Origin of the sequence: Caballeronia zhejiangensis (assembly GCF_022879815.1) — a bacterium.
In the GTDB taxonomy this organism is placed as follows: Bacteria; Pseudomonadota; Gammaproteobacteria; order Burkholderiales; family Burkholderiaceae; genus Caballeronia; species Caballeronia zhejiangensis.
Genome location: NZ_CP084283.1, coordinates 212,532 through 236,533 on the forward strand (window position 1 = coordinate 212,532; position 24,002 = coordinate 236,533).

Genomic DNA, 24,002 nt, shown 5'->3' on the forward strand with positions numbered 1-24,002 from the left:
TAACAAACGGCGCCCGCGGGCGCCGTTTGTGTTTTCAGCGAAGTGCCAAAGAAAAAGCCCGCCGTCTCGTCGACGGCGGGCTTTGCAATTTCTGCAATGGCACAGTCAATTGTTACGCGTAGTCATGCAACGCCGAGCGCATCTTCTTCATCGCGCTCGCCTCGATCTGGCGAATGCGCTCCGCCGAGACGCCGAACTCGTCGGCCAGTTCATGCAGCGTCTTGCCGCCCGAGCCGTCGTCCTGCACGTCGAGCCAGCGCGCCTTGATGATGCGGCGGCTGCGTTCGTCGAGCGATTCGAGTGCATCGGCGAGGCCGTCGCTTTGCAGCCTGTCGTGCTGCCGCGCGGCGATGACGTTAGTCGGCTCGTTGTGCGAGTCGGCCAGATAGGCGATGGGCGCGTACGCTTCCTCGCCATCCTCGACCTGGCCTTCGAGCGCGATATCGCCGCCCGACAAGCGCGTTTCCATCTCCGCGACTTCCTCGCGCTTTACGTTCAGCTCGCTCGCGAGACCTTCGATCTCGTCCGGCGTGAACGCCGAATGGCTGGTCTTGTGACTGCGCAGATTGAAGAACAGCTTGCGCTGCGCCTTGGTCGTCGCGACCTTCACCATGCGCCAGTTGCGCAGGATGTACTCGTGAATCTCGGCCTTGATCCAGTGCATCGCATACGACACCAGGCGCACGTTTTGCTCTGGGTCGAAGCGCTTCACCGCTTTCATCAGACCGATGTTGCCTTCCTGGATCAGGTCGGCGTGCGGCAAGCCGTAACCGAGATAGTTACGGGCGATCGACACGACGAGGCGCAGGTGCGAAAGCACCAGCTGGCGCGCGGCGTTCAGGTTGCCCTGCTCGCGGAATTCGGTGGCGTACTGTCGTTCCTCCGCCTGCGAAAGCATCGGAATACGGTTCACTGCTTGTATGTATGAATCGATGTTGCCGATCTGGCCGGTCAGCATCGACGACTGCGCGTACGTCAGCGCGCCTGCCGAAGATGCCTTGGCAGGTGCCGAGCTCACAACATTCGGAAGGGTCATCGCATTGGTCACGCTCATAAGCTCCTTATCAACAATTCACGTGCCGCTTAACGACCGCGGCAAGTCAGACACGATATTAGCACTCCAGTCCATCGAGTGCTAAGTGTTAGAGCAGAGGGGAATGTGGGAGTTCCCACAAAAACTATCGAATTTGCGGGTTCAATAGGACGGACTGTTGCGCGAGCAGCGGAAGAAACTACCGGAGGCGGAAACGTTTTCGCATGATTTACCTTACTTGCCTACTGTCGCGATCAAAAATTCTACAAACTGGGACGCGCTGATGCGATTTCTGCAAATGTTTTAAAACGTCACTAGAATCGCCAAGCGACAGCAATTTACGAAACACACCCGCTATCCGAGCAAATTGGGGTGCAAATGCATAAAAACAAGAGTTCGTGGCCCCGCCCGCTAGTGCGCGTGGCGGTTTGTACTGCATTGGGTCTCGCGTCGGCGGCGGCTCATGCCGACCGATTCGGTGTCCAGATCGCCGGCGGCGTCGCCGACCACGACATCAAGAAGGCCGATCTCGGCCTGTCCTGGGATCCGGGCCTCACCTGGTGGGAGATCGGCGGTTTTCACTTCACGCTCATCGGCGAAGGTCACGTGTCCTACTGGCACACGACCGAGGACAACGCCGTGCATCCGAACATATGGGAATTCGGCATTACGCCAGTGCTGCGCTTCGTGAAGAGCTCGGGCTACTTCCGGCCGTTCATCGAGGCGGGCGTCGGCGTGCGGCTGCTCTCGCACACGCGCATCACCGAGGATTTCAGCGTCGGGTCGGCGTTCCAGTTCGCGGACATGGTGGGCGTCGGCATGATCTTCGGGTCGAAGCAGAGCTATCAAGCGGGATTTCGCTTTCAGCATCTGTCGAACGGCGGTATCAAAGAGCCGAATCCTGGTATAAATTTCAGCCAGCTATATCTGCAATACAACTTCTGACGAGGCGCCGGCGCATCGGTTCCTCGACACAAGGGGAATCGACAGATGCCGGCAAAAACCATTGAGGCCATCCGCGGCCTCGAGCGCGATCGCTTCCGTGCCATGGTCGAGGGCGACGGCCCGGCGCTGGACGCGCTGCTGGCCGAGAACGTCAGCTACGTCCACACGAACGGCAAGCGGGAGACGAAGCGCCAGTTCATCGACGCGATCACCGCGGGCCGCCGCCGCTATCGGCAGATCGAAATTCAGTCGCAGGATGTGCTGCCCGCCGGCCGCGATACGTGCCTCGTGTCGGGCCGTGCGCTGATCGAGATGGAATCGAAGAACGGCGCGCTGCTGTTTCCGATCGCCTACACCGCCGTCCATGTGCAGACCGAAGGCCAATGGCAGCTGCTCGCCCTGCAGGCGACGCGCGTGGCGCTCGAATAGCCACGCGCGCCGCCCATCACGCTTCCACGGCTTCGTCTTGCCGCAGGTTGTCCACGACGCGCCCGGAGCGGTTGACCGCGCTCACGACGGCATCGGCGACCGCGAGCGCCGGATTCGCATGCACCGCGACGCCGAAGCGCGTCGGCCCGTCTCCGACACGACAGCCGACGAACGCCGCCGTGTCGCCGTTCGCCGTCACGGACGTCTCGAACCAGTTCACGCTCGCGTCCACGCCGAGCGCGGCGGCGACCGCCTGCGCGTGAGCGTCGCCGCTCGTCGCAGCCACTACGGCCGGTAATGCGACGCGCCTTTCGAATACCGTAAGCGTCGAAACGTCGATGCGCGATACCGGCCCGCCCGCATCGAAATACTCGCGCTTGAAGAGCTCGCAGATCGCTTCGCCGCTGATTTCCGCGCCGGATGCATCGGTGACTTTCTGGACGGCGTGGCTGAATTCGATCTGCACGCGGCGCGGCGGCGTGAAGCCGAGACCGCGTTCGAGCAGATACGTCGAACCGCCCTTTCCGGACTGGCTGTTCACGCGGATCACGGCGTCGTAGCTGCGGCCGAGATCGGCCGGATCGATCGGCAGATAGGGCACTTCCCACACCGTGCCCGGCACGCGCTGCGCGAAGCCCTTGCGGATCGCGTCCTGATGCGAACCCGAAAACGCGGTGAACACGAGATCGCCCGCGTACGGATGGCGTGGATGCACCGGAATCTGATTGCAGCGCTCGACGACGCGGCGCACGGCGTCGATATCGGAAAAATCGAGGCCCGGATCGACGCCTTGCGTGTAGAGATTCATCGCGAGCGTCACGAGATCGACATTGCCGGTGCGCTCGCCGTTGCCGAAGAGGCAGCCTTCGATGCGATCCGCGCCAGCGAGCAACGCCATTTCCGCCGCCGCGACGGCCGTGCCGCGATCGTTATGCGGATGCACCGACAGCACGATGCTGTCGCGAAAGCCCATGTTGCGGTCCATCCACTCGATCTGATCGGCGAAGACGTTGGGCGTTGCCGCTTCGACGGTCGCGGGCAGATTCACGATCATTTTGTGATCGGGCGTCGGACGCCACATTTGCGCGACGGCATCGCAGACTTCGCGCGCGAACGACAGCTCCGTCATGCTGAAGGTTTCGGGCGAGTACTGATAGATCCAGTGCGTGTCCGGCCGCGCCGCCGCGCATTCCTTGATGATGCGCGTGCCTTCGACCGCCAGCGCCTTCACTTCGTCCTTCGACTGGTTGAACACGATCTTGCGGAACGACGGCGCGATCGCGTTATAGAGATGCACGATCACCTTGCTCGCACCTTCCACCGCTTCGAACGTGCGCTCGATCAGTTCGCGGCGCGACTGCACGAGCACTTCGATGGTCACGTCGTCCGGAATGCGCTTTTCGTCGATCAGCTTGCGCACGAAGTCGAAATCCGTCTGCGATGCCGACGGGAAGCCCACCTCGATTTCCTTGAACCCGATTTTCACCAGCATCTCGAAGAACTCGAGCTTCGCTGCGATGCTCATCGGCTCGATGAGCGACTGGTTGCCGTCGCGCAGATCGGTGCTCATCCAGACGGGCGCTTTTTCGATCGTGCGGTTCGGCCAGCGGCGGCCATTCAGACGGACTTGCGGAAACGGACGGTATTTCTCGGCGGGGTTCGGCATCATGATCGTCGATCTCTCTTCGGACGGTTTGCGTAGCGTCTGCGAGAGAGGCCGTGTCCGGCGGCTGGCCGGGCGTGGCGGCATGCACGTAAGACCGGGCGGCGCGCGCGTTCACACGAATCACCGGCGATGGTGACGCCTGCGACCAACGTGAACGTGCGCGAAGCAGCGTGCATGTGACCCTCGCGTTTCCGTTTCGCGGGATGCGCGAACGAAAAGCTGACGACTACAGGTTGGTAAGAAAAGGTACTGCGGGAAACTTCTGGAGGACCGCGCGACTTGCGAACGCACGGCGCTACGTCTGGCGACTTACGCTAGACGTAGCGATAGGGGCCGCGCTAGGCGGCCCGAAATAATTCGGAGGGAGGAGAACTGGGTCAAGCGCATGCGTTCGACTTTAAACCAGCGTTGAATAGTGTGTCAAACGGGATTTTCCTGACCGGCGACCGGCTTGCGCACCACATTGGCGATGACTTCAACCTGGCGCGCGACCGCGGGCGGCACCGGCACATCGCCGCGCAGCACGGATTCGATCCAGCGCGCGGTGGTCGCGGCGTCGAGCGTCTCGGGCAGCTCGACACGCGGGGCGTCCGGCTGCGAATGCTCGGGCGCGATCAGCGTTTCGGCGTGGCCGTCGTGAAACCAGTCGACCTGCACCTGGCGGCGCGTGTCCGCGACGGCTTCGCCTTCCGTGCCGCGCGCGAGCAGTGCGCCGCCCGCCGCCGCGTCCGGATGCGCGGTGAAAAGCCCGGTGAGACTCTCGCGATATTCGGGATGCGTGTAGTTGACGAGCCGCAGGCCCGGGTCCGCGAACGGCTGAAGGATCTTCACGAGCGTATGTGTCGAATTGCGCACGCCCATGCGGCGTCTGAGCGCGAGCAATCGCGCGAGCTTCGGCGCGAGCACGGTGATCGGCGCGAAGGAGAGGCGGCGCGAGGCGAGGCTGTCTTCGATTTCATCGTGCGAAGCCGCGTGCGCGATGCCCAGTTCGGCGAAGATTTCGGCGCTCGTCACGCGGCCGGGATCGCCGGTGACACCGTGCACCAGGACCGGTACGCCTTCGCGCGCGAGCAGCAGCGACAGGAGCGGTACGAGATTGGGCGTCTTGCGTGCGCCGTTGTAGCTCGGGATCGAGACGGGCCGTGCGTGCTCGCGGCCATCCTGGACATGCAGCGGCTCGAACGAGCGATGCGCGGCGGAAAGCATCGCTGCAAGCTCGGCGGCGGTTTCGCCCTTGACGCGATAGGCCAGCAGCACCGCGCCCAGTTCGAGTTCGGGCACGCGATCGTCGAGCATCGCTTCGTAGAGCGCGTAAGTATCCTCGTGCGAAAGTGCGCGCGCGCCATTCGGCCCGCGGCCGATTTCCTTGATGTAGCGTGCGCAGGCGAAAGTGGGGGAAGCGGAGTCGGTCATCGGAGAGGTGCGCGATCGGGCGCTCAATTCCGTAATCTGAGCGATGCCGTTGCGCTTTTTAAGGTGCAGGAATGCTATTGAGTACCGCATTTGAGGAGCGCTGGCAAGGTTTGCCCATCGAACGTTTCGCGCGCTTTTCCGCCGATGCTTACTAAAACCACCGCGCCAGCCGCCGCTCCGAAGGCCGGTCGAAAGCTCGCTGAGCCAAGCCCGACAAGCTTCGCCACGATTTGTGCGCGCACGTTACACTCCTTGTTCTCGCCGGCCGTGAACGCCGACGCATTCGTCCGGAAATCTGCAAATCAAAACAGCATCAGGAGAGCGGGATGAGTTATGTGTTTCCTCCGGCGCCGGCAGCAGCCGTGCCCGTCGATGGTTCGAACGAGCAGTTTCCCGTGCGCCGCATCTACTGCGTCGGGCGAAACTACGAAGCCCATGCGCGCGAAATGGGCCACGATCCGGATCGCGAGCCGCCGTTCTTCTTCAGCAAGCCCGCCGATGCCGTGCTGAACGTTGCGCCGGGCTCGACGGCGGAATTCCCGTATCCGTCGCAGACGAAGAATCTGCACTTCGAGATGGAACTCGTCGCCGCGATCGGCAAGCAGGGCAAGGACATTCCCGCCGATAAGGCGCTGGATTACGTCTACGGCTACGCGCTCGGGCTCGACATGACGCGCCGTGACCTGCAAGCCGAAGCGAAGAAGCTCGGCCGTCCGTGGGACACGGCGAAGGGTTTCGACCGCTCCGCGCCGATCGGCCCGATTCATCCCGTATCGAAGGTCGGGCATCTGGAAAAGAGCGCGATCTGGCTGACGGTCAACGGCGAGGAAAAGCAGCGCTCGGACATCTCGCAACTGATCTGGTCGGTCGGCGAGACGGTCGCGTATCTGTCGACGCTCTTCGAACTCTTCCCCGGCGATCTCATCTTCACCGGCACGCCCGAAGGCGTCGGCGCGGTCGTGAAGGGGGACGTGCTGAAGGGCGGCGTCGACGGCATCGGCGAATTCTCCGTGCGCGTCGTCTGAGTCCGCGACCATGAAGCTTTACAGCTATTTCCGCAGCTCGGCGGCGTATCGCGTGCGTATCGCGCTGAATCTGAAGGGGCTCGATTACGAGTACGAGGGCGTGCATTTGCTGCGCGACGGCGGCCAGCAGTTGAAGCCCGAATATCGCGCGGTGAATCCGGACGGCATTGTGCCGGCGCTCGTCGATGGCGACGACGTTCTCACGCAGTCGCTCGCGATCATCGAGTATCTCGAGGAGACGCATCCCGAGCCGGCGCTCCTGCCGAAGAATCCGTCCGATCGCGCGTTCGTGCGTTCGGTCGCGATGCAGGTCGCGTGCGAGATTCATCCGCTCGACAATTTGCGCGTGCTCAAGTACCTGAAGCATCAGGTGAAGGTGCCGGATGACGTGAAGGACGCGTGGTATCGGCATTGGGTCGAGATGGGTTTCACGTCGCTCGAAACGCGGCTGGCCGCCGACAGGCGCGTCGGCGCGCTCACGTTCGGCGACACGCCGACCGTTGCCGATCTGTGCATCGTGCCGCAGGTGTTCAACGCGCGGCGCTTCGGCATCGACGTGAGCGCTTATCCGACGATTTCGCGCATCGCCGATCACGCCAGCACGATCGACGCCTTCGCGCGGGCCGCTCCCGCGCAGCAACCGGACGCCGAATGACGGCCGATTTCCCGAGCTTTCTGTCGGGGGCGGGATTGGGCGCGAGCCTGATCGTCGCGATCGGCGCGCAGAACGCCTTCGTGTTGCGGCAGGGTTTGAAGCGACGTCACGTAGGAATCGTCGTGTCGATCTGCGCGTTCATCGACGTGATGTTGATCGGGCTCGGCGTCGGCGGCATGGGGGCGCTCATTTCGCGTGCGCCCGTCCTGCTCGACGTGATCCGCTGGGCCGGCGCGATCTTCGTGTTCCTGTACGGCTTGCGCGCGTTCATCGCGGCGTGGCGCGGGCCGGGGCATCTGGACGCATCGGATGGCGATTCGCAGACGGCGGTGGGCGCGGCATCCACGGTGCTCGCCTTGTCGCTGCTCAATCCGCACGTTTATCTCGATACCGTCGTGCTGCTCGGCGGCATCGGCGCGCAACGCGGCTGGCCGGGCGACGCGTGGTTCGCGGCCGGCGCGATGTCTTCGTCGATCGTCTGGTTCACGGCGCTCGGCTACGGCGCGCGTCTTCTGGAACCGTGGTTCGAGAAAGACGTGTCGTGGCGCGTGCTCGATGTGATCGTCGGCTGCGTGATGTGGTGGATCGCGGCTTCCTTGCTCTTCGCGCGATAAAAAAGAGCGCCACGCGGGCGCTCGTTTCACGTTCAGCCGAGCAACGCGTCGGCGAATTCTTCGGCGCTGAACGGCTGCAAGTCCTCGACTTTCTCTCCCACGCCGATGAAATACACCGGCACCGGCCGCTGACGCGCGATGGCCGCGAGAATGCCGCCCTTCGCGGTGCCGTCGAGTTTCGTGACGACGAGGCCGGTGAGACCGAGCGCGTCGTCGAACGCCTTGACCTGCGCGAGCGCGTTCTGACCCGTGTTCGCGTCGATGACGAGCAGCACTTCGTGCGGCGCATCGGGCATTGCCTTCGCGATCACGCGGCGCACCTTGCGCAGCTCTTCCATCAGATGCAATTGCGTCGGCAGACGTCCGGCGGTGTCGGCCATCATCACGTCGATCTTGCGTGCGCGCGCCGCGCCGACCGCGTCGTAGATCACGGCGGCGGCGTCGCCGCTTTCCTGCGCGATCACCGTCACGTTGTTGCGCTCGCCCCAGACCGTCAGCTGTTCGCGCGCGGCGGCGCGGAACGTGTCGCCGGCGGCGAGCATCACCGACTGATTGAAGCGCTGCAAATGCTTCGCCAGCTTGCCGATGCTCGTCGTCTTGCCGACGCCGTTCACGCCCGCGATCATGATGACGAGCGGTTGCGCGCGTCCGAGCATCAGCGATTTCTCGAGCGGGCGCAGCAGATCGACGAGCAGTTCGCGCAGCGCCTTCTTGACCTGCGAGGCGTCCGTCAGGCGTTCCGCGCGCACCTTCTCGCGCAGTGATTCGAGCAGGAATTCCGTTGCATCGACGCCGGCGTCGGACATGAGCAGCGCGGTTTCGAGCTCTTCGTAGAGATCCTCGTCGATCTTCGCGCTGACGAAAATCCCCGTCAGATTGGAGCTCGTCTTCGAAAGACCGTGCCGCAGACGCGAGATCCACGATTTTTTCGCGGCCGCATCGAGCGTCGGCGGCGGCACGACTTCCTCGCTCGCCTGATCCGTCTCTGGGCCGCGCGCCCATTGCGATTGCGTGCGTCCTTGCCAGTATTCCTTCGATTCCTCCGAGGGCGGTGCGGCGGGCGGCGTGGGCGCAGCGGGAGCGACGGTTTCCGCGGGCGCCGGTTCCTCCGGCTGCACTTCCTCCGACGGCGTTTCGGCGGAAAGCGCCTGACGTTCCAGCTCGGCGTCGGAGATTTCTTCGTCTTCGGCCGCCTCGACGGATTCGTCCTGAGGCGCGTCGAGCGGCGCATCAGCCGGCTTTTTGAATTTCTTGAAGAAGCTGAACATGGATGTGTGACGATGATGCGCGCGTGATCCGATGGCCCTGTGCGCGCTTTCGAGTCGTTTTTGCGCGAGGCCCGCGCGATGGGATGGAAGCGGCATATTTTATCAGGCGCTGCCGTGCGCGCCCGTGCGGCTCCCGTGATGGCGTGCGTGTGGTAACGTTGGCTTTCATTGCTCGCGCCATCCGATCTCAAGCAAAAACACGCCCGGCGCGCCCGACTCCCACCTTCCTTTTATGCCTCGCTCGTCCGCTACCCGCTCCGCCCTGACCAGCCACACGCCATCGCGCGGCGGCAAACCGCACACGATCCGCATCATCGGCGGAGACTGGAAGCGCACGCCGCTGCCCGTGCTCGATCTCGATGGCCTTCGGCCCACGCCGGATCGCGTGCGTGAGACCCTCTTCAACTGGCTCGGCCAGGATCTCTCCGGACAACGTTGTCTCGACATGTTCGCCGGTAGCGGCGCGCTCGGTTTCGAAGCCGCGTCGCGCGGCGCGGCGCGCGTGCTGATGATCGAACGAAGCGCGAAGGCGGCCGCTCAGATCCGCGCGAATCAGGCCAAGCTCGGCGCGCACAACATCGAGATCGCGGAGGCCGATGCGCTGCGGCTCGTCGCGAGCCTCGCGCCCGGTTCGTTCGACGTGATCTTTCTCGATCCGCCTTTCGGCGATCACGCGTTGCTATTGCGGGCGCTCGAGCTGACGGCGCCGCTCGCTTCGCCCGATGGCGCGATTTACGTCGAATGCGGCGATGCGCTGGACATGTCCGGCATCGATGCGCTCGCCGGCTGGAGCGTCGTGCGCGAGGGCAAGGCGGGCGCCGTCCGCTATCATTTGCTGCGCCGCGAAAATGAGGAATAATGCGCGTTCCCGATTTCGACGCAGCCGATTTCGCGGGAAACGAGGCAGAGCTGGTCGTCGCAGCCACGCGGCCCAGTGTAAATAGAAGAGGAGAAGCTCATGGTTGTCGCCGTGTATCCGGGTACGTTCGACCCGCTCACCCGCGGGCATGAAGACATCGTGCGGCGCGCATCGAGCATTTTCGATCAGCTCGTCGTGGGCGTCGCGGACAGCCGCGCGAAGAAGCCGTTTTTCTCGCTGCAGGAACGGCTCGATATCGCGCACGAGGTCCTCGGGCATTATCCGAACGTGCAGGTGAGCAGTTTCACCGGGCTATTGAAGGATTTCGTGCGCAAGAACAACGCGCGCGTGATCGTGCGCGGATTGCGCGCCGTCTCCGATTTCGAGTATGAATTCCAGATGGCCGGGATGAACCGCTATCTGCTGCCCGATGTCGAGACGATGTTCATGACGCCGTCCGATCAATATCAGTTCATCTCCGGCACCATCGTGCGCGAGATCGCGCAGCTTGGCGGCGACGTGAGCAAGTTCGTGTTCCCGTCGGTGGAAAAGCGGTTGATGGACAAGGTCGGCGAGCAGACGCAGAAAGATCCGGCGGCGCCTTGAGACGCCGGGCCCGCGCACTTATCTGCGAAGGTGCGCGGGTTTATGCCGGAAGCCATCCGGCAAGAAGAGAGTGAAGCATGTCCCTGATCATTACCGACGAGTGCATCAACTGCGACGTTTGCGAGCCCGAGTGCCCGAACGACGCAATTTCGATGGGTCCCGAGATTTACGTCATCGACCCGAACAAATGCACGGAATGCGTCGGCCATTTCGACGAGCCGCAGTGCCAGCAAGTGTGCCCGGTGGAATGCATTCCGCGCGATCCTGCGCACGCCGAATCGCCCGAACAGTTGATGGCCAAGTACCACGCGCTGATGGCCGCGAAGGGCAATTCCTAAGCGACGATCTCCGTCAATGCAGCGACGAGCGCATCGCATTCGGCCGGCGTGCCGATGGAAATGCGCAGATGCTGATCGATGCGCGGCAGTTTGAAGTGGCGCACGAAAATTTCCTTCGACTTTAGCGCCGCGGCGAGCGTCGCGGCATCGTGCGCGGGATGTTTCGCGAAGACGAAGTTGGCTGCGGACGGAACGACATCGAATCCAAGCGTCTGTAGCTGCGCGCTCAACTTCTCGCGGCTCGCGATCACCTTCGCGCAACCTTCCTCGAACCACGCCTGATCTTCGTACGACGCGATTGCCGCGACTTGCGCGAGGCGGTCGAGCGGATACGAATTGAAGCTGTCCTTCACGCGCGTGAGCGCCTCGATGAGCGCCGGATCGCCGAACGCAAAGCCGACGCGCATACCCGCCAGCGAACGCGCTTTCGACGTCGTCTGCACGACGAGCAGGTTCGGATAGGCGTCGATCAGATTCACGGCCGATTCCGCGCCGAAGTCCACATACGCTTCATCGATGATGACGGGTGCATCCGGATTCGCCTTCAGCAGCACTTCGATTTCCGACAGCGGCAGGGCGCGGCCCGTCGGCGCATTCGGATTCGGCAGCAGCACGCCGCCGCATGGCGCGCGGTAATCGTCGACATCGATGGCGAAATCGGCGTTCAGCGGCACGGTCTCGTATTCGACGCCGTAAAGCTGCGCGTACACGGGATAAAAGCTGTAGGTTATGTCGGGAAAGCGGATCGGCTTGTCGTGCTTGAGCAGCGCCTGGAACGCGTGCGCGAGCACTTCGTCCGAACCGTTGCCCGCGAAAACCTGCTCGATGCGCAATCCGTGATGGTTCGCGACGGCCTCGCGCAATGCACGCGCGGTCGGATCCGGATATTTGCGCAGCGACGCGCCGTCCGCGCCGAGCTCGTGGCGGATTGCATCGACGACGCGCGGCGACGGCGGATACGGATTCTCGTTGGTGTTCAGCTTGACGGGATGCGCCAGCGCGGGCTGCTCGCCCGGCACATACGGCGTCAGACGATGGACGATATCGCTCCAGAAACGGCTCACTGTCGGCTCCAAATCAAGAATTGCGGTGCAGGTTCATCATCGCACGCTCGGTTTCGCCTGCGACGACGAACGGCATCACGGCGAGCGCGCGCTCGATCGACTGATCGATCACGTCCTGTTCCTCGCGGCGCGGCGGCTTGAGGACGAAGTTCGCGACATCGGGTTTCGCGCCCGCGCGCGCGCCTTCGGGAATCAGATCACGCGGATGCCCGATCCCGATGCGCAGCCGCCAGTACTGCTGCGACGAAAGATGCGCGGAGATGTCCTTCAGGCCGTTGTGGCCGCCGCTGCCGCCGCCGAGCTTCATCTTGACGGTGCCGGGCGGAAGATCGAGTTCGTCGTGCGCGACGAGAATTTCGTCGGGGAGAATCTTGAAGAACTGCGCGAGCGCAACGACCGATTGCCCTGAGCGATTCATGAACGTCTGCGGTTCGAGCAGATGCACTTCGTGGCCGTGCAGACGTCCCTTGCCGTAGAAACCGTGGAAACGGCGCTCTTCGCGCAACGTGGCGCCGGCGTCGCGTGCGAACTGGTCGACGAACCAGAAGCCCGCGTTATGCCGCGTCGCCGTGTATTCGGCGCCCGGATTGCCCAGGCCGACGATCAGCTTGATCATGTCGAGTCTTGTAGAACGAAAAAAAACCCGCCGGGGCTTGCGCGCCGGCGGGTCACGTCGACCGTTCTTGCGAACGGATCGAGAGGATAGCGATATTCCGCGTGCTTACTCGGCTGCCGGCTTGTCGCCTTCAGCTTCGCCAGTCCCTTCCGACACGACGGCAGCCGGAATGGTCGCCGAAGCCACCACCGGATTTTCCGCCTCGACGGAGACCGTCAGGCTCACGCCCTTCGGCAGCGGGATGTCCTTCGCGTGCATCGTCTGGCCGGCTTCGATCTTCGCCAGATCGATTTCCAGGAACTCAGGCAGGTCTGCCGGCAGGCATTCCACTTCCAGTTCCGTCACGACGTGCGAGATCACCGCGCCCGACAGCTTCACGGCCGGGTTGGTTTCCTGGTTCATGAAATGCAGCGGCACCTTGGTGTGCAGCTTCTTTTTCGCGTCGACGCGCTGGAAGTCCACGTGCAGCACGAGCTGCTTGAACGGGTGGTATTGCACGTCGCGCAGCAGAACTTGTTGCGACTTGCCGGCCACTTCCAGGTCGAGAATCGACGAGTGGAAAACTTCTTTCTTCAGGGCGTGCCACAGGGCGTTGTGGTCGAGTTCGACCAGTTGAACGTCCGTTTCACCGCCGTACACGATACCCGGGGTCTTGCCCGAGTTACGCAGGCGGCGGCTCGCACCCGTACCTTGCTTGCTACGCTCGAAAGCGACGACTTTCATATTCGACTCCTATATCTGCCCGCGACCAGGCAGGGAAACCGGGATCATCGAAAACGGGTGATCCCACAACAAGCGACGCGAACCTTCGTCCGTTCGCGCCGATCATGCAAAAACGCGAAGCCTCTGCTTCGCGTTCCTTGCTCGATTCTGATTAACCTTCGGCGAAGAGCGACATCACCGAGTCGCCGCGCCGGATTCGGGAGAACGTCTCCGCGAGCAAACCCGCGCTCGACAGCGGACGGATCTTCGCGCACGCAAGCGATTCGGCCGAAAGGGGAATCGTGTCCGTGACGACGAGTTCGTCCAGCTCCGACGCCGTGATGCGCGCCGCCGCGCCGCCCGACAGAACGGGGTGCGTCGCGTATGCGAAAACCTGTTTCGCGCCACGATCCTTCAATACTTGCGCGGCCTTGCACAGCGTGCCGGCGGTGTCGACCATGTCATCCATGATGACGCAGGTGCGGCCTTCCACTTCACCGATGATGTTCATCACTTCAGCGACATTCGCCTTCGGACGGCGCTTGTCGATGATCGCGAGGTCCGTGTTCAACTGCTTGGCGAGCGCACGCGCGCGCACCACGCCGCCGACGTCCGGCGACACGACCAGCAGATGGTCATGGTTCTGCTTGCGCAGATCGCCGAGAAGAACGGGTGTTGCGTAGATGTTGTCGACGGGGATGTCGAAGAAGCCTTGAATCTGGTCGGCGTGAAGGTCCATGGTGATCACGCGATCGACGCCGGCAATTTCCAGCATGTTCGCGACGACCTTCGCCGAGATGGCCACTCGCGCGGAACGCGGACGGCGGTCCTGGCGCGCATAGCCGAAGTAGGGGATGGCTGCGGTGATCCGGCCTGCGGATGCGCGCTTGAGCGCATCGACCATGATCATCAGTTCCATCAGGTTGTCGTTCGTGGGAGCGCAGGTGGACTGCAGAACGAATACGTCTTTGCCCCGAACGTTTTCCTGAATCTCGACCATGATCTCGCCGTCTGAGAAGCGGCTGACCATCGCTTTGCCGAGAGGAATACCAAGGATTTTGACGACTTCCTGTGCAAGCGCGGGATTAGCGTTGCCAGTAAAAACCATCAGGCCGTCACTGCTCATCGTGCACCTGTCTGCGGCTGGAGGCGAGAGGAAAAACGCGAGAAAAGGAATGGCAGGGGAGGAAGGACTCGAACCCTCGCATGCCGGAATCAAAATCCGGTGCCTTGACCAACTTGGCGACTCCCCTACACAACTCTGAGTCTCGCCGGGAAGTGTAGGACATACCCGGCAAAACGAAACCTATGACGCGAAAGCGAAGAGAGGATGAGAATCCAGACTTGCCGTTACCACACTCTTCCAGCTTGCCGGCAATTTGGCTTGCGCCATTTCTGCTTCGGCTCGGCTGGCGAAAGCGGCAAACACGCTTGCTCCAGATCCGGTCATTCGCGCCGGTGCGAGATTGGAAAACCACTCGAGCACCTTTGCAACTTCCGCGTACTTTCCTGCAACCACAGCCTGCATGTCGTTTCGACCGAAGCTGTCTGGCCAGTTTGTGTCTGACCTTTGCTGTGCAAGAAAGTCCATCATTGTGACGACTTTCGTATCCCGTGTCAAGCTTTTTTCGGAGAAAATCGCCGCGGTGGGGACGTGAGCATCAGGCGTTACTACGAGGAAGAAACGTTTCGGCAGATCGACTGCCTGGAGCGCCTCACCTACACCTTCTGCGAAAGCATTTTGCCCGAAGACAAAAAACGGCACGTCCGCGCCCAGTTGCAGGCCGAGATTCTGCAGAATCTCACGCGAAAGATCAACACCCCAGAGACGATTTAACGCTAAAAGAGTTGTCGCCGCGTCGGAACTGCCTCCGCCGAGGCCCGCACCCATTGGCAAACGCTTGTCGATCTCGATCTCCGCGCCGAACTTCGTCCGCGTGTGATGCTGGAGCAAACGTGCGGCCCGCACGACGAGATCGTGTTCTTCGGGCACGCCCGGCACGTCGGTCTTGCGCATGATGACGCCGTCGTCGCGACGCCTGAAGTGCAGATGGTCGCCCCAGTCGAGCAACTGGAAAACGGTCTGCAGCGAATGGTAGCCATCCGGACGGCGGCCCGTGATGTGCAGGAAAAGATTCAGCTTCGCTGGCGCGAGGCAGTCACGAAGCGTTTCGTTCGATGAGGACATGCGTGATGCTTTGAACCGAAAGCGGCTGAGTTATTGATCGAGCACGAGCTTGATGTCGAGCGGCGGTTCGCTGCGCGTGAGATTCACGCGCTTCACGCCGGTTCCCGGCGCGTCGGCATAGGCGAGATAGTCGATCGTCCATCCGTCCTGCTTGATTTCTTTCGGACGGCCGTTGTCCGCGCCCGGATCGAGCGTGGTCTGTGCACGCGAGCTAGGCGCGGCCGACGGCTGGAGCCAGTAGCGCAACCCTTCGACCGGCAGCGCGAAGCCGAGCGTGTTCTGCATGAGTTGAGATACGTTGTCGGCGCTGACGGGTTGCCGGTTCGGCAATTCGAGCGTCGCGAGCGAGGGCGATGAAGTCACGATCGCCATCGTCTGGCCGAGGGGATTGCGCAACTGCAGCGTGACGGTGTCGCCCGTCTCCTGCCAGTCGAAATTGCCGTAGGCGTTGCGCGGCGTGCCGTTCTGGTCGTTGTACTGCACGGCGAAGCGTCCGTGATACATGCGGCTCGTCTGCGTCGCGAGCGACGTGGATGCGTTCGTCGTCGTGGGAACGCGCGGTTCCAGCGCGCAACCGGACATTACCAGCGCGGCGGCCGCCGCGATGCCGAGCGCGCCGCGTCGAAGCGATGCGCCGGCGAATGAATCGAATGCGATCAAAGGTCGTTCACCTGAAGTCGTTTCAGCGTTTTGACGAGCGTGTCGTTGTCAGGTTCGAGCTTCTGCGCTTGCCGCCATGTGGCGCGTGCCTGATCCTGCTGCCCTGACTTCCACTGCACCTCGCCCAGATGCGCGCCGATTTCGGCATTCGGCTGAAGGTTGTAGGCGTTCTTGAGGATCTTCTCCGCCTCGGCCGCATTGCCCTGACGGAAGCGCGCCCAGCCGAGACTATCCATGATGAACGCGTCGTTCGGGGCGAGCGAAACCGCTCGTTCGATCAGCTTCACCGCTTCGTCGAGCCGCTGATTGCGATCGACGAGCGAATAGCCGAGCGCGTTGTACGCTTGCGGGTTGTTCGGCTGCGTCCGCATCAAAGTGCGAAGCTGCGTTTCCATGACGTCGTAGTGACCGTTCTTCTCGGCGGCCATTGCGTAGTCGTACGTCAGATCGGGATCGTCGGGGAACGCGGCGACCGCCTTCGCGAGATTCGCCTCCGCTTCCTTGTAGCGATGCGCCTCGAAAAGAATCGCCGAATCGGTGCGTGCGAGCAGCGCCAGATCGCGCGGATCCGAGCTTTGCAGATTGCCGATCAGCGCGCGTGCATCGTCGACCTTGCCTTGCTTCGCGAGCAGTTGCGCGCGCGTGATCTGCGCAGGCAAATACTGCTGGCTCGTGCGCGGAATCTTGTCGAGCCACTGGCTCGCGGCGTCGTCGTTCTTTTGTTCCAGCGCCAGTTGCGCGAGATAGATATAGGCCTGACCAGGATCCGCGCCCGGCGTGTTTTCCGCCGCCTTCGCGTATTGGTTCAAGAAGTCCTGCGCCTTGTCGAACTGCTTTTTCTGGATGTTGATGAGCGCGAGCGCCATCAACGGCGTCAGGTCCTTCGGGTCGTTCTTGCGCATGATCTCGAACTGCTTCTGCGCGTCGTCGAGCCTGTCGGCGGACAGATACAACTGCGCGAGCGCGAGCCGCGCGTCATGCGATTTCGGATTCTTGTCGACGTATTTCTCGAACGACGCGATGCCTTCCTTGCGCTCTTCCGGGCCCATGCGCGCAAGCGTCAGCGCGGCGGGCAGGTAGTCCGGCTTGAGTTGCAACGCCTTTTCGAGCGATGCCTTCGCGCCCGGCGGATCATCCGCGACGAGCTGCTGACGTGCGAGCGCGAGTTGCGCTTCGGGCCGGTTCTGATCGTTTTGCGTCAGGTCCTTGAGCACGTTCAGGCCACCGACACGATTCGGCCCGCGCGCGAGTAAGGTCTGAAGAGAAAGTATGGCGTCGCCGCGCTGGTCCGGTGCCACCTTCGCGAGTTCGCGTTCGAGCGTCGGCTTCGCGTCTTCGGGCTTGCCGCCGACGATTAGCAGCGATGCGCTCAACTGCGCCGCGCGATCGGAATGCGGCGCGAACTGCTGCCAGAGCTGCGCCGACGTGAGCGCGTCGTTCGGGCTTTGCGCGGCGATCGCGATTTCAGTCGCGCGCTGCGCGAAACGCGGATCGTGCGTGTCGCGGGCCAGCGCGAGATAGGTCTGGAATGCGGGCGCGGGCTGGCCGCGCTGCAATGCGACTTCGGCCGCCAGAACCTGGAACACGATCTGGCTCGACATTGTCACATTCGGCAGATCCTGTGTCTCCGCGCCGCTGACGGGCGCGGTCAGCAGATCGGCGGCGTTTTGCGCGTCGGCCTGATCGTCGGCGCTCGGAACGGGCGTGGCGTTCTGCGCCTGGGCGTGCGCGGGCGCGAACGCGAGCGCGGCCATCGCGAGCGCAACGGCGCCGGCGATTCGCGACATTGGCACGGCGAACGAATGCGTCGAACTGGACTGACGCTTCGCAAACAGCTTCATGACGAACGAGTTCATGGAAATCCAGACGATGTTTCAGTCGATTGTAACGCGGTCGCTAAAATACCGGCACAAACGCCAGAGCAAGTCTCTCTCCAGAAAAATGCCCGAACTGCCGGAAGTCGAAGTCACTCGCCGCGGAATCGAACCCTATGTCGCCGGACGGCGCGTCGAGCACGTCGACGTGCGTACGCCCGCGCTGCGCTGGCCCATCCCGAAGCATCTTCCGAAGACGCTCGGCCATCTGAAAATCGACAAAGTAGAGCGGCGCGGGAAGTATCTGCTGTTCGAAACCGTCGAAGGCTGGCTGATCGTCCATCTCGGCATGACCGGCACGCTGCGGGTGCTGCGGCATGTGCCGCAGCCGCCCGAGGCGGCGAAGCACGATCACGTCGATATCGTGTTCGACGATTTCATTCTCCGTTTTCGCGATCCGCGCCGATTCGGTGCGATTCTCTGGCATCCGCGCTCGGACGGCGACGTGCTCGAACATCCGCTGCTCGCGAGCCTCGGCGTCGAGCCGTTTTCGCCGGAGTTTTCGGGCGCGCTGCTGTTCCGCGAGACGCGCGGGCGCAAGGTGTCGGTGAAACAGGCGCTGCTCGCGGGCGGGATCGTGGTGGGCGTCGGCAATATCTATGCGTCGGAGAGCCTCTTTCGCGCGGGCATCCGGCCGACGACCGCCGCCGGGCGCATCTCTCTCGTGCGCTATGACCTGCTCGCGGACGCCGTGCGCGTGACGCTCGCCGCCGCCATCGACAAGGGCGGCAGCACGCTGCGCGATTTCGTCGGCAGCAACGGCGAGTCGGGCTACTTCCAGCTCGACTATTTCGTCTATGATCGCGCGGGCCTGCCGTGCCACGTCTGCGGCACGGCGATCAGGCAAATCGTCCAGGGACAGCGCTCGACTTACTTCTGCCCGCGCTGCCAACGCTAATATCCGATGCTCGCTCTCACCGATTTTTCGTCGCGCCTCATCGCGTGGCAACGCATTCACGGCCGTCACGACCTGCCGTGGCAGAACACGCGCGATGCTTACCGCATCTGGCTGTCGGAGATCATGCTGCAGCAGACGCAGGTTTCCACCGTCATTCCGTACTACGCGCGATTTCTCGAACGCTTTCCGACGGTATCGGCGCTCGCCGATGCGCCCATCGACGACGTCATGGCGCTCTGGGCCGGGCTCGGTTACTACTCGCGCGCGCGCAATCTGCACCGCTGCGCGCAGGCCGTCGCGTACGAGCACGGTGGCGCGTTTCCGCAGACCGTCGACGAACTCGCGCTGCTGCCGGGCATCGGACGATCGACGGCAGCGGCGATCGCGTCGTTCGCGTTCGGCGCACGCGCGACGATCCTCGACGGCAATGTGAAGCGCGTGCTCGCGCGCGTATTCGGCGTCGAAGGTTTTCCGGGCGAGAAGAAAGTCGAGAAGGCGATGTGGACGCTCGCGGAATCGCTCTTGCCGGAAGCCGCGAACAACAACGATGTGACCGCTTACACGCAAGGCCTGATGGACCTCGGCGCGACGCTGTGCGTGCGCGGCAAGCCGGACTGCGCGCGCTGTCCGTTCGCATCGGATTGCGTGGCGAAGGTCGAAGGGCGTCAGCGCGAGTTGCCCGCCGCGCGCCCGAAGAAAGCCGTGCCGACGCGCAAGACATGGATGCTGGTCCTGAGGGACGGCGATTCGATCCTGCTGCAGAAGCGTCCGTCGATCGGGATATGGGGCGGATTGTGGAGCCTGCCCGAAGCGGCGGACGAAGCCGCGCTAGCGCAAGTCGCGCAGCGTCTCGGCGCCGATGAACATCTGCAGCGACTCGCGCCGATGTCGCACGCATTCACGCACTTCAAGCTGGATATCGAGCCGCGGCTCGGCGAGGCGCGCCAGGCGCCGCGCGACTTGATGGACCTCGAAACCGTCTGGGCGTCGCTCGCGAAGATCGACGCCTATGGCGTGCCCGCGCCGGTGCGCAAGCTGCTCGACGCGCTGACAGGCACGCTCCTCTAAAGCAGTTGATGATGCTGCATGTAGTGATGCACGACGTCGATGCGCGCGCCGGCGTCCATCAACTCCATGAGCTTCTGGCGTGCGCGCATCGGGATCGGCAGGATTTCGGCGAGGCGGTTGGAGACCCAGGTGGGATCGTCGTATAGAAAGGGCTCGACGAAGGGCAGATTCTGCGGCTCGCGTTCCTTGATCGTGTCGATGATGCGCTCCAGCACTTCTGCGCACGCGCCGAATTTCGCGAGCGCCTCGGCGCCCTGCAGCGGCTGATCTTCACCCAGCAACTCGGCCGTGCCGACGATCAGATTGCTCGGCTCGACACGATGATCGGTGAGCCGGAAACGATCGGTTCCGCGTGCCTGCACGAGCAGGAGACCGAAGGTATCGACATCGCATTCCGCGATTTCGGCCAGGCAGCCGATGCTTTCCGGCACCGACGGATCGCCCGGCGAGGCGACTTCGTGCCCGCTCTTGAGCAGGCACACGCCGAACGGCGTCTGCTCGCGCAGACACTCGCGCGCCATGTCCAGATAGCGTGCCTCGAATATCTTGAGCGGCAGCAGGCCGCCGGGAAAAAGCACGGTGTGAAGCGGAAACAGCGGCAAGTCGGCCAGAACAGGATTCGCGGACATCGCGTCCCTCCAGGATGGACCGCCGGCGCGGCGATCAGGTTCGCGTGTGGATCGCGCTACCCGGCGGGGATGGGCGCGTCACGATGCCGCACGATCACATTTGCCGTCTCGCAAAAGCGCGCGGCGAGCGCCTCCGCGATGAACACCGAGCGATGCTGGCCGCCCGTGCAGCCGATCGCGACAGTGAGATAGCTGCGGTTGTCGTCGCGAAAACGCGGCAGCCATTTGCCGACGAACGCGCCGATATCGTCGATCATCTCGCCGACCAGCGGCTGCGCGGTGAGGAAATCGATGATCGGTTTGTCGAGGCCCGTGAACGGGCGCAATTCGCGGTCGTAGTACGGATTGGGCAGCGTCCGGACGTCGAAGACGAGATCGGCGTCGAGCGGCACGCCGCGCTTGAAGCCGAACGATTCGAACATCAGCGTGAGGTCGGCGGCGTCGGTTTCGACGAAGCGCTTGACCCACGCGCGCAGAACGTTCGCGCGCAAATTGCTCGTGTCGATCTGATGGCCGTATTCCGCGAGGCCCGCGACCAGTTCGCGCTCGCGTTCGATCGCTTCGGCGAGCGAGTTCAGCACGCCGACATCGGCTTCGCGCATCGGCGGGCCCGACAGCGGATGACGCCGGCGCGTCTCGGAGAAACGCTGGATCAGCGACTGCGTGCTCGCGTTGAGGAACAGCACGCGCAGATCGAAGTCCTTCGAGAGCTTGTCGATGATGGACGGCACTTCATCGAGCGAGAGACTCGAACGCGCGTCGATCGCGACGGCGAGGCGCGTCTGGCCTTCTTTCGCGAGATAGTCGGCGAGTTCGGGCAGAAAGCGCGGCGGCAGGTTGTCGACGCAATAGTAGCCGCCGTCTTCAAGCGCGTTCAGCGCAACGGACTTGCCGGAACCGGAGATGCCGGTGATCAGGATGATACGCATGGGTCTCGGGAAATTCGCTTTTCCTAAGCTTAGCACCTGCGCCCGATTCGTTTCGGCGCGCGCTCAGATCAGCTTGCCGGGAAACTGGCTGTCGGGATCCTGCATCGCAAGGCGTTGGCGATCCATGAAGTCGCGCAAGGTATCGATGCCGCGCAGTTGCAGAATCGTGTTGCGCACCGCGGCCTCGACCAGCACGGCGAGGTTGCGGCCCGCGGCGACCTGAATCGTCACCTTGCTGATCGGCAGGCCGAGCACGTCGACGGTCTGGCTTTCCAGCGGCAGGCGCTGGAATTCGCCGTCCGGCCGGCGCACGAGTTGCACGATCAACTTGAGCTTCATCTTCCGGCGCACGGCGGTTTCACCGAAGATCGTCTTGATGTCGAGCAGTCCGAGGCCGCGCACTTCGAGCAGATTTTGCAGCAGCGGCGGACAGCGGCCTTCGACGAAATCGGGGCCGAGGCGCACGAAATCGACGGCGTCGTCGGCGACGAGTCCGTGGCCGCGGCTGATGAGCTCCAGACCGAGCTCGCTCTTGCCGAGACCGGAGTCGCCGGTGAGCAGCACGCCCATCCCGAGGATGTCGATGAACACGCCGTGCAGCGTCGCGCGCGGCGCGAGAATGCGCGACATGTACGCGCGCAGGCTGTCGATAACGGCCGCCGCCGACATGCGCGTCGTGAAGAGCGGCGTCGACGAGCGCGTGCAGCGCAGAACGAGCTCCGGCGGCGCGCCCACTTCGCCCGCGACGACTAGAAACGGCGGCTCGAGCGCGATCAGCTCGGCCATGTGGCGCGAGCGGTCTTCGTCGGACTGGCGCTGGTAGTAGTTGATCTCGGCGTCGCCGAGCACCTGGATACGGTTCGGGTGAATCAGGTTCAGGTGACCGACGAGGTCGGCGCTCGACGTCGCGTTGGCGACCGTCTCGCTCGAAAAGCCGCGTTCCCAGCCTTCATGCCCGGTGAGCCAGCTGAGCTTAAGAGCGGCGGCGTTGTCGTCGAAAATGCTTTGGGCGTTGATGCTGGACGTATCCATGAGACCGGAACTCCGTTGGAAGCCGGGAGCAGCCTTTGCGTCACGACGAAGCGGGTCGCTTCGATACGCTGCATGGCGCTGCGTTTGACCGATTGTGCCCCAGAAGCCTTGCGTAAGCGAGGCGCGCCCGGCGCGGAGGCGGCACGGACGCGCAACGCTATGTTCGGGTGGCTATTACGGTTGCCATTGCGTGAGCACCTGATAGAGCGCGTCACGATCTTCTTCCTTGTGCAGACGCTCGCGCGCCTCGGTGTCGGAGAGCAGTTGGGCGATCTCCGACAGAATTTCAAGATGCTGCTGCGTCGCCTGTTCGGGCACAAGCAGGAAGATGAGCAGAGAGACCGGCTGGCCGTCGGGGGATTCGAACGCGACGGGTTCGGCGAGACGCACGAAGGCGGCGAGCGGTTGCTTCAGCCCCTTGATGCGGCCGTGCGGAATGGCGACGCCTTCGCCGAGGCCGGTCGAGCCGAGGCGCTCACGCGCGAAGAGATTGTCGGTGACGGTGCTGCGAGCGATGCCGTTCTGGTTCTCGAAAATCAGGCCCGCTTGCTCGAATACGCGTTTCTTGCTGGTAACGGACAGTCCGAGAACCACGTTCTCGATGGGAAGAAATTTGGCTAAACGATTCATGTTGGCAGGCGAAAGCGTGGCCTGATAGCTCCTCATCGTGGCCGCTGTCTGAAAGCGCTCACGGCGATGGTGAAACGGAAAGTGCGCTGGCGGCGTTGCCTGCAGCGTGCCTGTCGTGCGACCCCGAAAATTACCGGACCATTATAGAACAGGGCACTGCCCGATGGTGCGCCGCGCAATGGCACGGTTTTCAATTCAATGTGCAGGACAAAGCCCTGAAAATCAATGGCTTGTATCACCTAGCGGCAGAAATCCAACAAAAAAGCCGCCAGTCGGGGCGGCTTCGGTTCGGTGCATGCGCCGATCCATCGTTTCCGGATATTCGAGGACTCCCTCCAATCAGTCCCGCCGTCCTGTGGCGGCGGGTTTTGCTGTCATCCGGCGATCAGACTTCGTGCATGCCGTGCTTCATGCTCACGGCGACGGCGCTTCCATCTCATGCGACTCGCCGCGGTACTTCACGGACTCATGGGCGTGGCCCTGGATCTTGTCCTTGTGCTTGATGACCTGCCGATCCAGCTTGTCGACCATCAGGTCGATGGCCGCGTACATATCAGCGTCACAACTCTCGATGAAAATGTCCTTGCCCTTCAGGTGCAGGTTGATTTCCGCCTTCTGCCTCTTTTCCTTTTCCCTATGATTGTCGACCGAGAGGACCACGTTGCCGTCGATCACTTGATCGAAATGACGGAGCACCCTGTCCAGTTTCGTGATCACATACTCGCGCAACGCAGGCGTCAATTCGAGGTGGTGTCCACTGATCTTCAGATTCATAGTTGCTCTCCAAGCTAATGGCCGCTAGGCCACGTCGGCTCGTCCGATACCGGTCGGCAATGTGTCCCGCCGGCGCGTCATCCTGGC

At 63.0% G+C, this 24,002-nt stretch carries 26 protein-coding genes and 1 tRNA gene; 10 read left to right on the forward strand and 17 right to left on the reverse strand.

Annotated features, from left to right (window positions below; genetic code table 11):
• Positions 1 to 112 precede the first annotated feature (112 nt).
• Positions 113 to 1,048, reverse strand: coding sequence for an RNA polymerase sigma factor RpoH (gene rpoH / locus LDZ23_RS01060; RefSeq protein ID WP_008351733.1), 936 nt, complete (start codon positions 1,046 to 1,048; stop codon positions 113 to 115).
• A 363-nt stretch (positions 1,049 to 1,411) separates the two neighbouring features.
• Here rpoH and LDZ23_RS01065 point away from each other — a divergent pair, with 363 nt between their 5' ends.
• Both LDZ23_RS01065 and LDZ23_RS01070 read left to right on the forward strand, forming a co-directional pair.
• Positions 1,412 to 1,978, forward strand: coding sequence for an acyloxyacyl hydrolase (locus tag LDZ23_RS01065; protein ID WP_033536544.1), 567 nt, complete (start codon positions 1,412 to 1,414; stop codon positions 1,976 to 1,978).
• 45 nt (positions 1,979 to 2,023) lie between these two features.
• A complete protein-coding gene (locus LDZ23_RS01070) occupies positions 2,024 to 2,407 on the forward strand; it encodes a nuclear transport factor 2 family protein (RefSeq protein WP_008351729.1) in 384 nt (127 codons plus the stop codon).
• 16 nt (positions 2,408 to 2,423) lie between these two features.
• Here LDZ23_RS01070 and leuA read toward each other — a convergent pair whose 3' ends face one another.
• Positions 2,424 to 4,076 (reverse strand): 2-isopropylmalate synthase, encoded by a 1,653-nt coding sequence (gene leuA, locus LDZ23_RS01075; protein ID WP_008351725.1) that lies wholly within the window; start codon positions 4,074 to 4,076, stop codon positions 2,424 to 2,426.
• 417 nt (positions 4,077 to 4,493) lie between these two features.
• On the reverse strand, positions 4,494 to 5,486 hold the full coding sequence (gene ybiB / locus LDZ23_RS01080) for a DNA-binding protein YbiB (RefSeq protein ID WP_008351722.1): 993 nt from the start codon (positions 5,484 to 5,486) through the stop codon (positions 4,494 to 4,496).
• Between the two features lie 326 nt (positions 5,487 to 5,812).
• On the opposite strand from ybiB, the gene LDZ23_RS01085 reads away from it, so the two are divergent.
• Genes LDZ23_RS01085 through LDZ23_RS01095 form a run of 3 tightly spaced genes read left to right on the forward strand, consistent with a single transcriptional unit; the run spans position 5,813 to position 7,780 of the window.
• Positions 5,813 to 6,511 carry a fumarylacetoacetate hydrolase family protein gene (locus LDZ23_RS01085; RefSeq protein WP_008351720.1) on the forward strand — a complete coding sequence of 233 codons (699 nt, stop codon included), beginning with the start codon at positions 5,813 to 5,815 and terminating at the stop codon, positions 6,509 to 6,511.
• A 10-nt stretch (positions 6,512 to 6,521) separates the two neighbouring features.
• Positions 6,522 to 7,166 (forward strand): maleylacetoacetate isomerase, encoded by a 645-nt coding sequence (gene maiA / locus LDZ23_RS01090; protein ID WP_008351718.1) that lies wholly within the window; start codon positions 6,522 to 6,524, stop codon positions 7,164 to 7,166.
• A complete protein-coding gene (locus LDZ23_RS01095) occupies positions 7,163 to 7,780 on the forward strand; it encodes a LysE/ArgO family amino acid transporter (RefSeq protein WP_008351716.1) in 618 nt (205 codons plus the stop codon). The genes maiA and LDZ23_RS01095 overlap by 4 nt, the downstream gene beginning before the upstream one ends.
• Positions 7,781 to 7,812: 32 nt before the next feature.
• Here the strand turns inward: LDZ23_RS01095 and ftsY are convergent, their stop codons facing one another.
• Positions 7,813 to 9,048 carry a signal recognition particle-docking protein FtsY gene (gene ftsY, locus LDZ23_RS01100; RefSeq protein ID WP_008351714.1) on the reverse strand — a complete coding sequence of 412 codons (1,236 nt, stop codon included), beginning with the start codon at positions 9,046 to 9,048 and terminating at the stop codon, positions 7,813 to 7,815.
• Positions 9,049 to 9,280: 232 nt separating this feature from the next.
• On the opposite strand from ftsY, the gene rsmD reads away from it, so the two are divergent.
• From rsmD to LDZ23_RS01115, 3 genes are all read left to right on the forward strand, one after another.
• On the forward strand, positions 9,281 to 9,907 hold the full coding sequence (gene rsmD / locus LDZ23_RS01105; RefSeq protein ID WP_008351713.1) for a 16S rRNA (guanine(966)-N(2))-methyltransferase RsmD: 627 nt from the start codon (positions 9,281 to 9,283) through the stop codon (positions 9,905 to 9,907).
• Between the two features lie 99 nt (positions 9,908 to 10,006).
• Positions 10,007 to 10,513 carry a pantetheine-phosphate adenylyltransferase gene (coaD, locus tag LDZ23_RS01110; RefSeq protein ID WP_008351711.1) on the forward strand — a complete coding sequence of 169 codons (507 nt, stop codon included), beginning with the start codon at positions 10,007 to 10,009 and terminating at the stop codon, positions 10,511 to 10,513.
• 77 nt (positions 10,514 to 10,590) lie between these two features.
• Positions 10,591 to 10,851 (forward strand): YfhL family 4Fe-4S dicluster ferredoxin, encoded by a 261-nt coding sequence (locus tag LDZ23_RS01115; RefSeq protein ID WP_008351708.1) that lies wholly within the window; start codon positions 10,591 to 10,593, stop codon positions 10,849 to 10,851.
• Here the strand turns inward: LDZ23_RS01115 and hisC are convergent.
• The 8 genes from hisC to LDZ23_RS01155 form a co-directional block, all read right to left on the reverse strand.
• Positions 10,848 to 11,915: a histidinol-phosphate transaminase gene (gene hisC, locus LDZ23_RS01120; protein WP_008351706.1), complete on the reverse strand. Its 1,068-nt coding sequence runs from the start codon at positions 11,913 to 11,915 to the stop codon at positions 10,848 to 10,850. The two genes, LDZ23_RS01115 and hisC, sit on opposite strands and share 4 nt — an antisense overlap.
• Positions 11,916 to 11,928: 13 nt before the next feature.
• The gene (pth, locus tag LDZ23_RS01125; protein ID WP_008351704.1) at positions 11,929 to 12,531 is read right to left on the reverse strand and encodes an aminoacyl-tRNA hydrolase; all 603 of its coding nucleotides are present in this window, start codon (positions 12,529 to 12,531) and stop codon (positions 11,929 to 11,931) included.
• Positions 12,532 to 12,636: 105 nt separating this feature from the next.
• Positions 12,637 to 13,254 (reverse strand): 50S ribosomal protein L25/general stress protein Ctc, encoded by a 618-nt coding sequence (locus tag LDZ23_RS01130; RefSeq protein ID WP_008351702.1) that lies wholly within the window; start codon positions 13,252 to 13,254, stop codon positions 12,637 to 12,639.
• A 151-nt stretch (positions 13,255 to 13,405) separates the two neighbouring features.
• Positions 13,406 to 14,359, reverse strand: a complete 954-nt coding sequence (locus LDZ23_RS01135) for a ribose-phosphate pyrophosphokinase (RefSeq protein ID WP_008351701.1) — start codon at positions 14,357 to 14,359, stop codon at positions 13,406 to 13,408.
• Positions 14,360 to 14,409: 50 nt separating this feature from the next.
• Positions 14,410 to 14,486, reverse strand: a tRNA-Gln gene (locus LDZ23_RS01140).
• Between the two features lie 53 nt (positions 14,487 to 14,539).
• Positions 14,540 to 15,421 (reverse strand): 4-(cytidine 5'-diphospho)-2-C-methyl-D-erythritol kinase, encoded by an 882-nt coding sequence (gene ispE / locus LDZ23_RS01145; RefSeq protein ID WP_008351699.1) that lies wholly within the window; start codon positions 15,419 to 15,421, stop codon positions 14,540 to 14,542.
• A 30-nt stretch (positions 15,422 to 15,451) separates the two neighbouring features.
• A complete protein-coding gene (lolB, locus tag LDZ23_RS01150; protein WP_008351698.1) occupies positions 15,452 to 16,081 on the reverse strand; it encodes a lipoprotein insertase outer membrane protein LolB in 630 nt (209 codons plus the stop codon).
• The gene (locus LDZ23_RS01155) at positions 16,078 to 17,937 is read right to left on the reverse strand and encodes a tetratricopeptide repeat protein (protein WP_008351697.1); all 1,860 of its coding nucleotides are present in this window, start codon (positions 17,935 to 17,937) and stop codon (positions 16,078 to 16,080) included. The genes lolB and LDZ23_RS01155 overlap by 4 nt, the downstream gene beginning before the upstream one ends.
• Positions 17,938 to 18,022: 85 nt before the next feature.
• Here LDZ23_RS01155 and mutM point away from each other — a divergent pair, with 85 nt between their 5' ends.
• Both mutM and mutY read left to right on the forward strand, forming a co-directional pair.
• Complete coding sequence (gene mutM / locus LDZ23_RS01160; protein WP_008351696.1) at positions 18,023 to 18,853, forward strand: bifunctional DNA-formamidopyrimidine glycosylase/DNA-(apurinic or apyrimidinic site) lyase; 831 nt, start codon at positions 18,023 to 18,025, stop codon at positions 18,851 to 18,853.
• A 6-nt stretch (positions 18,854 to 18,859) separates the two neighbouring features.
• A complete protein-coding gene (mutY, locus tag LDZ23_RS01165; protein WP_008351695.1) occupies positions 18,860 to 19,921 on the forward strand; it encodes an A/G-specific adenine glycosylase in 1,062 nt (353 codons plus the stop codon).
• Here the strand turns inward: mutY and LDZ23_RS01170 are convergent.
• From LDZ23_RS01170 to hpf, 5 genes are all read right to left on the reverse strand, one after another.
• Complete coding sequence (locus LDZ23_RS01170; protein WP_008351694.1) at positions 19,918 to 20,550, reverse strand: LON peptidase substrate-binding domain-containing protein; 633 nt, start codon at positions 20,548 to 20,550, stop codon at positions 19,918 to 19,920. The two genes, mutY and LDZ23_RS01170, sit on opposite strands and share 4 nt — an antisense overlap.
• A gap of 56 nt (positions 20,551 to 20,606) precedes the next feature.
• A complete protein-coding gene (gene rapZ / locus LDZ23_RS01175) occupies positions 20,607 to 21,479 on the reverse strand; it encodes an RNase adapter RapZ (RefSeq protein WP_008351693.1) in 873 nt (290 codons plus the stop codon).
• A gap of 63 nt (positions 21,480 to 21,542) precedes the next feature.
• The gene (gene hprK / locus LDZ23_RS01180; RefSeq protein WP_008351692.1) at positions 21,543 to 22,511 is read right to left on the reverse strand and encodes an HPr(Ser) kinase/phosphatase; all 969 of its coding nucleotides are present in this window, start codon (positions 22,509 to 22,511) and stop codon (positions 21,543 to 21,545) included.
• A gap of 174 nt (positions 22,512 to 22,685) precedes the next feature.
• The gene (gene ptsN, locus LDZ23_RS01185; RefSeq protein ID WP_008351691.1) at positions 22,686 to 23,141 is read right to left on the reverse strand and encodes a PTS IIA-like nitrogen regulatory protein PtsN; all 456 of its coding nucleotides are present in this window, start codon (positions 23,139 to 23,141) and stop codon (positions 22,686 to 22,688) included.
• Positions 23,142 to 23,555: 414 nt separating this feature from the next.
• Entirely contained in the window at positions 23,556 to 23,915 is a 360-nt protein-coding gene (gene hpf, locus LDZ23_RS01190) for a ribosome hibernation-promoting factor, HPF/YfiA family (RefSeq protein ID WP_008351690.1), read from the reverse strand.
• Positions 23,916 to 24,002 lie beyond the last annotated feature (87 nt).